The 11,753-nt window shown below is 59.3% G+C and carries 10 protein-coding genes; 7 read left to right on the top strand and 3 right to left on the bottom strand.

Going from position 1 to position 11,753, the window contains the following annotated elements; genetic code table 11:
- Positions 1-389: 389 nt before the first annotated feature.
- Positions 390-746 (bottom strand): PerC family transcriptional regulator, encoded by a 357-nt coding sequence (locus AC6CWS_RS25975; RefSeq protein ID WP_305953346.1) that lies wholly within the window; start codon positions 744-746, stop codon positions 390-392.
- Between the two features lie 245 nt (positions 747-991).
- The gene (locus AC6CWS_RS25980) at positions 992-1,558 is read right to left on the bottom strand and encodes a helix-turn-helix transcriptional regulator (RefSeq protein ID WP_032454598.1); all 567 of its coding nucleotides are present in this window, start codon (positions 1,556-1,558) and stop codon (positions 992-994) included.
- A gap of 633 nt (positions 1,559-2,191) precedes the next feature.
- Here AC6CWS_RS25980 and pgaA point away from each other — a divergent pair.
- From pgaA to pgaD, 4 genes are read left to right on the top strand one after another with little or no spacing between them, the layout of a single operon-like run.
- Positions 2,192-4,639, top strand: a complete 2,448-nt coding sequence (pgaA, locus tag AC6CWS_RS25985; protein WP_165476249.1) for a poly-beta-1,6 N-acetyl-D-glucosamine export porin PgaA — start codon at positions 2,192-2,194, stop codon at positions 4,637-4,639.
- 8 nt (positions 4,640-4,647) lie between these two features.
- Positions 4,648-6,663, top strand: coding sequence for a poly-beta-1,6-N-acetyl-D-glucosamine N-deacetylase PgaB (gene pgaB / locus AC6CWS_RS25990; protein ID WP_048298617.1), 2,016 nt, complete (start codon positions 4,648-4,650; stop codon positions 6,661-6,663).
- Complete coding sequence (gene pgaC, locus AC6CWS_RS25995; protein ID WP_080901626.1) at positions 6,656-7,987, top strand: poly-beta-1,6-N-acetyl-D-glucosamine synthase; 1,332 nt, start codon at positions 6,656-6,658, stop codon at positions 7,985-7,987. The genes pgaB and pgaC overlap by 8 nt, the downstream gene beginning before the upstream one ends.
- The gene (gene pgaD, locus AC6CWS_RS26000; protein WP_080901627.1) at positions 7,984-8,430 is read left to right on the top strand and encodes a poly-beta-1,6-N-acetyl-D-glucosamine biosynthesis protein PgaD; all 447 of its coding nucleotides are present in this window, start codon (positions 7,984-7,986) and stop codon (positions 8,428-8,430) included. Before pgaC ends, pgaD begins: the two co-directional genes overlap by 4 nt.
- 47 nt (positions 8,431-8,477) lie before the next feature.
- On the opposite strand, the gene AC6CWS_RS26005 is transcribed toward pgaD, so the two are convergent.
- Positions 8,478-9,263, bottom strand: a complete 786-nt coding sequence (locus AC6CWS_RS26005) for a DsbA family protein (RefSeq protein WP_023291680.1) — start codon at positions 9,261-9,263, stop codon at positions 8,478-8,480.
- A gap of 225 nt (positions 9,264-9,488) precedes the next feature.
- Here AC6CWS_RS26005 and AC6CWS_RS26010 point away from each other — a divergent pair, with 225 nt between their 5' ends.
- The 3 genes from AC6CWS_RS26010 to cbpM all read left to right on the top strand — a co-directional run bounded on the left by AC6CWS_RS26010 (position 9,489) and on the right by cbpM (position 11,540).
- Positions 9,489-10,172, top strand: a complete 684-nt coding sequence (locus tag AC6CWS_RS26010; protein ID WP_032454594.1) for a TerC family protein — start codon at positions 9,489-9,491, stop codon at positions 10,170-10,172.
- A 145-nt stretch (positions 10,173-10,317) separates the two neighbouring features.
- On the top strand, positions 10,318-11,235 hold the full coding sequence (cbpA, locus tag AC6CWS_RS26015) for a curved DNA-binding protein (RefSeq protein ID WP_023291678.1): 918 nt from the start codon (positions 10,318-10,320) through the stop codon (positions 11,233-11,235).
- Positions 11,235-11,540 (top strand): chaperone modulator CbpM, encoded by a 306-nt coding sequence (gene cbpM / locus AC6CWS_RS26020; RefSeq protein WP_002885324.1) that lies wholly within the window; start codon positions 11,235-11,237, stop codon positions 11,538-11,540. The genes cbpA and cbpM overlap by 1 nt, the downstream gene beginning before the upstream one ends.
- The last annotated feature ends 213 nt before the right edge of the window (positions 11,541-11,753 follow it).

Genomic DNA, 11,753 nt, shown 5'->3' on the forward strand with positions numbered 1-11,753 from the left:
AGGACCCGTAGGCCGGATAAGGCATTGATGCCGCCATCCGGCACAACCGCAGGTACGGCGTCTGATGTATATCGCCCGGCGGCGCTGCGCTTGCGCGGGCCTACGCTGTTTAAGCCTGCGGCAGGACCCGTAGGCCGGATAAGGCATTGATGCCGCCACCCGGCACAACTGCGGGTACGGCGTCTGATGTATATCGCCCGGCGGCGCTGCGCTTGCGCGGGCCTACGCTGTTTGAACCTGCGGGAGGACCCGTAGGCCGGATAAGGCATTTATGCCGCCATCCGGCACAACCGCGGGTACGGCGTCTGATGTATATCATCCGGCGGCGCTGCGCTTGCGCGGGCCTGGGGGTCAATGAAACGTCTGCGCAAACGCAATGAAGAAAGGTATTACTCGGCGGCGGTTTTCCCTTTGCCGGGCAGCCTGAACGCTTCGCCATAGGGCTTCGCAATGCCCATGCGATACTGCGTCTCCTTTGCCGCCTGGTGGAGATCGGCGAACTCCTCTTTCGGCGCCGGCGGACGTTGCGCCTTTTTCAGACACTGATTGCGATGGTGACGGATCCACTCGCGGTCCTCATCGTCCAGGCAACGCTGCATCACCTCAATCCATCTGGATGCCGCCCGACGGTAGAGCCCGCAGGCTTCTAACCGCTCCGCAATACTGTCCCTTATTCTCATCCACCTCGCTCCTCTGATGCTTTCACGATATCTCATGGTATTCCGACGCGTGAGTCGGAATACCATGGTAGAGTTAATTTATGACAAAACTATTCCTCTGCGGCGCAAGGAATATAATCATTATAATAATCGCTGTGCATAGCAAACCGCCATGGCGGTAATTACTTCCAAAGAGCTCCGGAATTATATGCCGGGCGCCGCCCTGGATACCGACTGGTATCGACGGTTGTACCTATCAATATCTATTTAATTTATTACATTTCCATCGTCACATACCTTGCGATATCACCTGTTCCCTGTACAACCACGCCTTATGGCGATCGACCGGACTGGTCCAGCAGTTTATTTTTGAAGATAAATAAGCAGGCTTCATTAAAATTATCTAACCCCAGTCGCTCATAAAGCGCGGTCCGCTTGCGGTAAAGGCTTTTTAGCGAAGTATTCAGATTCACTGCCACCTCCTCCATTGTCATCCCCGCCCCAAGAAAACGCAGCATCAGCTGCTCTGTCATACTTAAGCGCAGATTGTCGAACCACTCTTTGGTCAGCCGCTTGCTCTTCATCTCCAGAAAAAGCCCAAATAAGGTCGCCATATCGGCGGGTGATAATGACATGTTTAAAAACGATTTCAGACTGAGTAAATGCTCTTCCCGATGGCGCATATCGAGGACAATACAGCATATTCGCTTTCTGGATTGTGCCGCCTCCATGACCAGATAATCGTAATGACAAAGCGGCGAACGGCTATCAACCAGCAGAGAGAGTTCATCAACCTCATTATCTAAAATCGCTTTTCCGCTAGAATCTAACTGAATGATATCAGGAAAAAAATTCTTAACTCCTTGAAAAAGATAGTGATCCTGGGTAACTAATATCATTGAATTTGCCACAAGTCTTCCCTTTAACATTTAATCAACAAATTCTCGTCAACCAGACGTTTTCCTTGCCCCTGGGGAACGCTCCGCATGGCGTTAAAAATAACGAGATCTGTGATTTATCATTAGCGCGGCATCTGAATCTGGCTGTGAAAAACCTCCCTGGGTGCGGACAGAAAATAAACGGATTAATTATAAATAAAAAAATCCCACAGAAAAGATGCTTTTTTTGCTATTGAGAATTTTTGTCAGAAATCATCTTAAATATCCATGAAAAACCTTTCTCCTCACTGCAATATAAGCCACCCAACAAAATTAAAACAAAATTTCAGCCAACTCCATTTTTTATTTATTTCAGTAAGTTAAAGGAACTCGCTTCAACATGGCGATTCGAATTAAACCATTTTTACAGATTTATCTTAAAACGCAGTTCGTCATTTAACCATATTTATCCGCTGCGGTATCGGGTATAAATTATCCATTCAATTATCCACAGGAGATATGTTTATTACTTTGCAATAAGTCATTCACCCGCAGTGCCAGTCAGCTAAATGGGACCATCCTCATCCTTTAACTCACCGTCAAAGGACGGTCGTGTTGTGCAATGGATTCTTGATGAACATATGGCAAATAGAAATGGAAAGATCACCTTATTCAAATACGTTATTGTTTAATCGCAACACGAAACTCTCGCTGTCAATCGGCGTGCTTTTGCTCTTCCCGACGCTGGTTCAGGGAGCGGACTCGCTCTATGACCAGCAGATCCTGCAAGCGCGTCAAGGCCAGTACGCCCCCTTTCTCTCATATCTTCAGCAATACCAGCTGCGGCATGCCTTAACCCCTTCTCAGGTTGCAGACTGGCTGCAGGTAGCCCTCTGGGCCGGCCAGGACGACGAGGTGGTGAAAGTCTGGCGACGCTATCAGGTCTATATGCCGCTTCCCGCACGGGGCACCGCCGCCGCGGCGCAGGCGATGCGCAACCAGAAACAGTGGCAAGCCTCGCTCCTCCTCTGGCAGCAGGCTCTCAGCCAGGCCGCCGACAGTGACGACTATCGTATCGGCTATATCAAGACGCTGGCCGATGCCCGCAAGGACGGCGAGGCGCTCAGCGAAGCGCGTCGCCTGGTGGCGGAGCAGGCGAGCATTGCCCACCTGCAGACCCTCTCTTATGTCTACCTGCGGCTTGGCAAGAGCTGGGACCAGCTGCTGGTGGACACGCAGATCCTCGATCGCGAACCGCAGAATAAAGCCGCGCTGGCGAGCCTGATGGCGACCCTGACCCGCAACCGGATCGACTCCCCCGCCCTCGGCCTCGCGAATAGCGTCGAACTGACGCCCGCGGAAAAGCGCAACCTGCAGCTGAACGCCGCCGCCGAACTGGTGCGCCTTGCCGATACACCTTCCCGTGAAGAAAAGGCGCGTTACGCGCTGGCCCGCACGGCGCTGGCGCAATACGATGCGATGATCGCCGCCTGGCGTCCCGACCCGCAGGCCGCCCCGGACATCACCCGGGCGCGCATTGACCGTCTGGGCGCGCTGTACGCCAACGCAGACTACGCGCAGGTTATCCGCGAATACCAAAGCCTGATGGCGCAGCAGCAGGCGGTTCCCGACTGGGCCATCGGCTGGGTTATCTCCTCTTATATCGCGCTTAAGCAGATTGAGCCTGCGTTGGCGCTTATTCATCAGCATCCCTCGTGGCTGACGAGCCAACAGAATGAAGAACATGAGCTTTTCTACGCCCTGCTGGACACCGCTCAGTACCCGGCGGCGCAGCGGTATGTCGCCCGACTCACCCGGAATGCGCCCTATATCCGTCATCTCTACGGCTCGCCGACGCCCCAGCCGAACGACGACTGGCTCACCGCGCAGTCGCTTAACGTGCACTATCTCTCCGCCACCAACGCCCTGCCGCAGGCCGAAGCCCGTATGCAGCGCCTGGCGGCGACGGCCCCCGGCAACCAGGGGCTGCAGATCGACTATGCCGCCCTGCTGCAGGACAGAGGGCTGCCGCGGGCAGCCGAACGCCAGCTGAAAGCGGCGGAAGCCCTGGAGCCCGCCAGCCTGCAGCTGGAGCGCCAGCAGGCCTGGGTCGCCCTCGATCTGCAGGAGTGGCGGCAGATGGATCTGCTGACCGACGACGTTATCGCCCGCTCGCCACGAGATCTGAATACCCAGCGCCTGGCCAGAGCCCGCGAAATCCATCATTTCTCCGAGCTGCGCCTGAGCGTCGGCAAAGGGCTGCATTCCGACAACCCGGTGAGCGGTACCCACGACCTCAGTTTTGAGACGGCGATCTACAGCCCGCCGATAGCCGACAGCTGGCGATTGTTCGGCGGCCACCGCTTTGCCCAAGGCAATTTTGAAGAGGGGAAAGGCAGCCGTCGCCAGCTGTTCGCCGGTATTGAATGGCGTCCGCGCGACGCCTGGGGAGAACTTGAACTCTCCAGCGTCAATTTTCACGGCGAGAATAAGCCCGGCGTCCGCCTTTCCGCCGCGCACGACGTCAACGATCGCTGGCAGCTGGGCGGCGAGCTGGAGCGGATTTCGCAGCAGACGCCGCTGCGCGCGTTACGCAACGGCGTCAGCGCCAACCGCGGCGAAGGCTGGCTGCGCTGGTATCAAAACGAGCGCCGGGAGTACCGCGTCAGCGCGGCCGCCAGCCGCTTTACCGACCACAACCGTCGTCAGGAGTACACCCTCTCCGGTAAAGAGCGCCTCTGGCAGACCCCGTGGCTAACGCTGGATCTACAGCCCGGTCTGTCGGCCAGCGCCAATAGCCGCACCGACACCGCGTATTACAGTCCGGCCCGCGACCTCGCGGCCACCGCGGCGTTGGCGGTCGATCACACGCTTTACCAGCGGTATGACACCGTCTGGAGTCAGCAGTTGCTCGCCGGCGGCGGCAGCTACTGGCAAAAAAATCACGCCGCCGGCGCGATAACGACGCTGGGCTACGGGCAGCGTCTGCGCTGGAACAACCTCGTCGACGCCGGGGTGATGCTGAACTGGGACAAACGCCCCTACGACGGTAAACGTGAAAACAACCTCGCTATCACTGTTGATGCAAACATACGGTTTTAAGGATGACCATGCTGAACACGACCCTGCGCAACGGCCTGATGCTTCTCGGCTGGCTGTGCCTTATCTTCAGCGTGCGTGCTGAGGAGGTCCCCTTCCTCGCCCCGCAGCAACGACCCCAGCTGGAGGCCAATAACCCCTGGCCGGCGGATCGCTTTCTGGTGCTGGCCTATCATGACGTCGAAGACGACGCCGCCGACCAGCGTTACCTTTCGGTGCGTACCAGCGCGCTTAATGAGCAGATCGCCTGGCTGCTGCATCACGGCTACCATGCCGTGAGCGTTCAGGACATTCTGGACGCGCATCATGGCCTTAAGCCGCTGCCGCCTAAGGCTTTTCTTCTCAGCTTCGACGATGGCTATAGCAGTTTTTATACTCGCGTCTGGCCGCTGCTTAAAGCCTGGAACGTTCCGGCGCTGTGGGCGCCGGTGGGCAGCTGGGTGGACACCCCCGCCAACCAGCCCGTTAATTTTGGCGGCCTGATGACGCCGCGCGATCGCTTCGCCACCTGGGAGATGGTGCGCGAGCTTAGTCGCTCGCCGCTGGTGGAGATCGGCGCGCACACCTGGGCCTCGCACTACGGCCTGCCGGCCAATCCGCAGGGCAGCCGCGAGCCCGCCGCCGCTAACCGCGGCTGGGATAAAACCACCGGCCGCTATGAAAGCGACGCGCAGTTTACCCGGCGAATGGCCGATGACGTGCAGAAAGTGACGGCGAAAATCCACGACGTCGCCGGGAAAGCGCCGCGCGCCTGGGTGTGGCCCTACGGCGCCGCCAGCGGCAGCACCCTGGCCATCGCCAAACAGCAGGGGTATCAGCTGGCGTTTACGCTGAACGACGGCCTGGGCAACGTGAAGGATCTGGATAATATTCCGCGCATGCTGATCGCCGGTAACCCGTCGATCAAGGCCTTTGCTAACGCCGTAACCCAGATCCAGGAAGCCGATCCTGTTCGGGTGATGCATGTGGATCTGGACTATGTCTATGACCCCAATCCCGTCCAGCAGGCAAAGAATATCGATAAGCTGGTGCAGCGCGTCTATGACATGAAAATCAGCCACGTCTTTCTGCAGGCCTTCTCCGACCCGCAGGGTGACGGCACGGTCAAGTCGCTCTATTTCCCCAACCGCTGGCTGCCGATGCGCGCCGACCTGTTTAACTTCGTCTCCTGGCAGCTGCAAACCCGCGGCGGGGTGAAGGTTTATGCCTGGATGCCGGTGCTGGCCTTCGATCTCTCGTCCGATCTGCCGCGCGTTCAGCGCTGGGATCCGCAAACCGGGAAGGCGTTACTTGCCCGTCAGCCCTATGTCCGCCTGTCGCCATGGGATCCCCGGGTTCGCCAGCAGATCACCGACATCTATGAGGATCTGGCCCGGCACGCCAGCTTCAGCGGGATTCTGTTCCACGACGACGCCGTGCTGACCGATTTTGAAGACGTGAGCCCGGAGGCGGTCGCCGCCTGGCGGCAGAGTGGCCTGGCGCACGATGCCGGCCCGGTGCCCCAAAGTCCGCAAGAGCGCCAGGCATGGATGCGTTTCAAAAGCCAAACCCTGACCCGCTTCACTCTGCAGCTGCGCCAGTCGGTGCAGGCCATCCGCGGCCCGCAGGTAAAAACGGCGCGTAATCTCTTCGCCCTGCCGATCCTTGAGCCGCAGAGCGAAGCCTGGTTTGCGCAAAATCTGGATGACTTCCTTGCCGCCTATGACTGGACGGTCCCCATGGCGATGCCGCTGATGGAGTCCGTGCCGATTGACGCCAGCCAGGCCTGGCTGACGCGGCTGGTGCAGGCCGTCGCCCGCCGCCCGGGCGCGCTGAAGAAAACCATCTTTGAGCTACAGGCCAGAGACTGGAATCGACGCCAACGCAACGCCATTCCCGACCAACAGCTGGCGGACTGGATGCATTTGCTGCGGCTAAACGGCGTCAAAAACTACGGCTACTACCCAGACGATTTCATTAACAATCAGCCTGATATCTCCCGTATCAGACCGCAATTTTCTTCCTGGTGGTACCCTGACCATGACTGATCGCATTATCGCATTGTGCATTTTATGCCTCGTTTTCGGGCTGCCGTTAGGCGTCGCAGCGGTGTTTACCGGCGAGCTTATCCTCGACTTTGTCTTTTTCTGGCCGCTGTTTATGTCGGTGCTATGGATCACCGGGGGTCTGTACTTCTGGTTCCAGCTGGAGCGCCACTGGCCGTGGGGAGAGGAAACCCCGCCGCCGTCGCTGCCGGGCAATCCGCTGATCTCGATCCTGATCCCCTGCTTTAACGAGGAGAAAAACGCCCGGGAGACCATCAGCGCGGCACTGGCCCAGCGTTACGCCAACCTCGAAGTGATCGCGATTAACGACGGCTCTTCGGACAACACTGCCCAGGTGCTCCAGCAATTGGCGCAGGAGGAGCCAAGGCTGCGGGTGATCCACCTGGCCGCCAATCAGGGAAAAGCGGTGGCGCTCAAAGCGGGCGCCGCCGCCGCGCGCGGCGATCTGCTGGTCTGCATCGATGGCGACGCCCTGCTGGACCGGGATACCGCGGCCTGGCTGGTCGCCCCGCTGATCCACTACCCGCACGTCGGGGCGGTCACCGGCAATCCGCGGATCCGCACCCGATCCACGCTGATCGGCCGCATTCAGGTAGGGGAATTCTCGTCGATCATTGGCCTTATCAAGCGGACGCAGCGGATCTATGGCCGGGTCTTTACTGTCTCCGGCGTGATCGCCGCCTTCCGGCGTCAGGCTCTGGCGGACGTCGGCTACTGGAGCCCGGATATGATCACTGAAGATATTGATATCAGCTGGAAGCTTCAGCTCCGCCACTGGGACATCTTTTTCGAGCCGCGGGCGCTGTGCTGGATCCTGATGCCTGAGACCCTAAAAGGGTTATGGAAGCAGCGTCTGCGCTGGGCCCAGGGCGGGGCCGAAGTCTTTCTGGTCAACCTGCGCCGCCTGTTTCACTGGCAGCATCATCGGATGTGGCCGCTGTTTCTGGAGTATGCCTGCTCCACGCTGTGGGCCTTTGCCTACGCGGTCACCATCCTGCTGTTTATCCTCAGCCGCCTGATGCCATTGCCGGACAACCTGACAGTGCACAGCCTGTTTCCGCCTGAGTTCACCGGCATGCTGCTCGGCCTGATGTGCCTGCTGCAGTTCGTCGCCAGCCTGTATATCGAACGGCGCTATGAGAAAAAGGTCGCCAAATCCCTGTTCTGGGTGATCTGGTTCCCGATGGTTTACTGGATGATCGGCCTGCTGACCACGCTGGTCGCTTTTCCGAAAGTGATGTTGAAACGTCAACGTTCCCGCGCGCGCTGGGTGAGCCCGGACCGGGGAAAAGGAAGCCTGCGATGAATGAAAATACGCTCATCTTAACCGAACACCGCGTGCTGCCCCGGCTGGTGGACGCCGGCTTAACGCTGCTGGCCTGGCTCGGTTTTCTGTTCTTTCTCTACGCCAATTTGCTGATGCAGTTCATCGCGCCGCCCTCCCCGCGCTGGTCGTCGTTGATGGACTCCCTGAATACGGCGCTGGTGTATTTATTGATTGCCGCGCTGAACGGCTGGTTGCTGATCCTCTGGTACCACTATAACCGACGCCGCGCCCATACCCGGCGTCACACCGCGGTGCTTACCCTGCAAGATGAGGAGCTGGCCAGCAGCTTTAACGTCGCCCCGCAGATCATCTCCGAAATGAGTCGCTATAATTTGCTGACCGTTTACCACGATCACATTGGCCAGATTATTGATTTAAAAAGCCACGCGCTGCCGCCGCCCGAGGAGAGGGATCAGGAATGATAGCAGGGCCGCCCCCGGCGGCCCTGACTGGGTAACGACGCTGCCGATCAGCCGCCGGCCTTTTTAATGGCGGCTTCGAGCGAGGCTTTATCCGCCAGCCCCGGGAAGACGGTGATGCTGGCTTCCGTGGCGCCAGTAGTCGGCATCACGATCACGCCCGGCGTGCCGCTGAGACCAATCTCCTGCGCCAGGTCGTTAATGCTCTGCAGCACCGGTTCGACGTCGGTGGCCTTCTTCGCATCAAAGCCGGCTTTCTTCGCCTGCTGCTGGATATCCGCCGTCGTCAGCTTGCCTTCGTTATGTCCGGTGGCGTAGATCCCGTTATGGTAGGCCAGATAGGCATCCGCCCCTTTCTGCTGATAGATCTGCAGGCCGGTTTTCGCTGCTTCCAGCGAGCTTTCCCAGCGGCCGCCGAAGATAGGCCACTCTTTAAAAGCGAAGCGGGTCTGCGGATGCGCTTTAATCACCTGCTCCATCACCGGCGCCAGCCGGCTGCAGTAGACGCACTGGTAGTCAAAGAACTCAATCACCGTGACTTTGCCGTTGGCCGGGCCGTAGGTCGGGGTATTTTTATCCTGGGTCAGCAAGGCGGCATTCTTCAGCACCGCCTGGGTGGCCGCGCTGGCCTGCTGCTCAGCCTGAATTTGCTGCAGTTTCTGGCTTGCCTGCAGGAGAACTTCCGGGTGGGCGACCAGGTAATCGGCGGCGATTTTGCCGATTTGCGCCTCCTGTTCCGCGGTGAAAGTCGCCGGCGCGTCAGCGGCAGAAGCCATCGCTGGCAGTAAGACAGCGCTCAGCAGGGCGACGGAGAGGTATTTCTTGTGGCCAGACATAGTGGGGATCCTTGCGATAAGTGAACAGCAGGTGAGTCTGTATGACAAAATATCACCCTTTTTCGCCGAAGCCTTGCCCGACGGCGCGTTGATTCGTAACTTTATTTTTCAGGCTCAGGTTTCCCGCGCGACGGCGCGGTCCGGCGCCAGTGGTCAACGCTCCCCGGGCGGAGTCCCCGGCGCAACGGCTTTTCGTGGTATTTATTTCAGGTGGTTTCTCTCGATATGTATGCGTTTCTTCAACAATGGGACATGGCGGTGATTATGCTGCAGATTGTCGCCATCGACTTACTGCTGGGCGGCGACAACGCCGTGGTGATCGCCATGGCCTGTCGCAAACTGCCGCCACAAAAACGCACCAAAGCGATCGTCATCGGCACCGTAGGCGCCATCCTGGCGCGCATCCTGCTGCTGGCGATCGCCCTGTATCTCCTGTCGCTGCCGTGGCTGAAGATAGTCGGCGCGCTGCTCCTGATGTGGATTGGCATCAGGCTGGTCAGTAATGAGGAGGACGAGAGCGAGGTTGCCAGCTCCGGCAGCCTGTGGCGCACCGCAGTCACCATCACCGTCGCCGATGTGATCATGTCGCTGGATAACGTGCTGGCGGTGGCCGCCGCAGGCAAAGGGCACATTGCGCTGGTCGCCCTCGGCGTGGCGATTAGCATTCCGGTTATCGTCGCCGGCAGCAAGCTGGTGCTGGCCCTGCTCACTCGCTTTCCCGCGGTGGTGCTGCTGGGCGGGATGCTCATCGGCTGGATTGCCGGGTCAATGCTGGTCAGCGACCCTACCCTTCGCCAGCTGTTTCCCACCGCCGGCGACGGCATTGCGCGCCTGGCCGGCGCCATCGGCGCGCTGCTGGTGCTGTTCGCAGGCTGGCGCCGTCGTCCGCGGCCGCAGGTGAAAGATTAGCCGCGCCCACGACGCCGTTGACCCCGACGACGTCAAGTTTCCGCCACTTTTCTTCCCCTTCAGGGCGCATTTGCCCTACGCTTTATACAGACGCCTGATCCAGGGAATATGTAACCACCGCACTGAGCATAGATGAGATAACAGCATGGAATTGAAGGATTATTATGCCATTCTCGGGGTGCAACCAACCGACGATCTGAAAACCATCAAGACCGCCTACCGCCGCCTGGCGCGCAAGTACCACCCCGACGTCAGTAAAGAAAACGATGCCGAAGCCAAATTTAAGGATCTCGCCGAAGCCTGGGAAGTCCTGAAAGATGAGCAACGGCGCGCGGAATACGATCAGCTCTGGCAGCATCGCAACGATCCCGGGTTCGGTCGCCAGCAGCAGACCCACGAGCAGAGCTACAGCCAGCAGGATTTCGACGACATCTTCTCCTCCATGTTTGGCCAGCAGGCGCATCAGCGTCGCCGTCAGCACGCGTCGCGCGGCCACGACCTGGAGATCGAGGTCGCGGTGTTCCTTGAAGAGACGCTGGCTGAGCAGACCCGCACCATCAGCTATAACCTGCCGGTGTATAACGTGTTCGGCATGATCGAAAGCGAGACGCCGAAAACGCTGAATGTGAAGATCCCCGCCGGGGTGGCCGATGGACAGCGCATCCGCCTGAAAGGCCAGGGGACGCCGGGCGAAAACGGCGGGCCGAACGGCGATCTGTGGCTGGTGATCCACATCGCCCCGCACCCGCTGTTCGACATCGTGGGACATAACCTGGAGATCGTCCTGCCGCTGGCGCCGTGGGAGGCCGCGCTGGGCGCCAAAGTCACGGTGCCCACCCTGAAAGAGAGCATTCTGCTGACGGTGCCGCCGGGTAGCCAGGCAGGGCAGCGCCTGCGTATCAAGGGCAAAGGGCTGGTGAGCAAAACCCACACCGGCGATTTGTTCGCCGTTATTAAAATTGTGATGCCGCCAAAACCAGATGAAAAAGCGCGTGAGCTCTGGCAACAGCTGGCCACCGCCGAAGCCAGCTTCGATCCGCGTAAGACATGGGGGAAAGCCTGATGGCTACAGTAACAGTGACGTTTACCATTACCGAATTGTGCCTGCGTACCGGCGTGTCGGAAGAGGAGCTGACGGAGATTGTCGGCTTAGGCATGATTGAACCGCACCAGCCGCAGGCGGACACCTGGCTGTTCGACGACAGCGCGGTGACGATTGTCCATCGCGCGGTGCGCCTGCGTAACGAGCTGGAGCTGGACTGGCCGGGGATTGCGGTGGCGCTGACGCTGCTGGATGAGAACGCGCGGCTGACCCGCGAAAATCGCCTGCTGCAGCAGCGCCTGGCCCGCTTTCTCGCCCACGGATAGGGGCGACATCCCGGGTGGCGGCGTACCGTCTTACTGCCGGGTGGCGGCTACGCCTGACCCGGCCTACAAACTAAGCACAGCGCAAGCCGGGGAATTTCCCGGGTCGCGGCGTTCCGCCTTACCCGGGCTACCGGACTAGGCCCACCATTGCACTGGATCCGTAGGCCCGCGCAAGCGTAGCGCCGCCGGGCATGGCCACAGCCAGGGAGCCGC

The sequence above is a fragment of the Klebsiella sp. M041 genome, assembly GCF_059759695.1.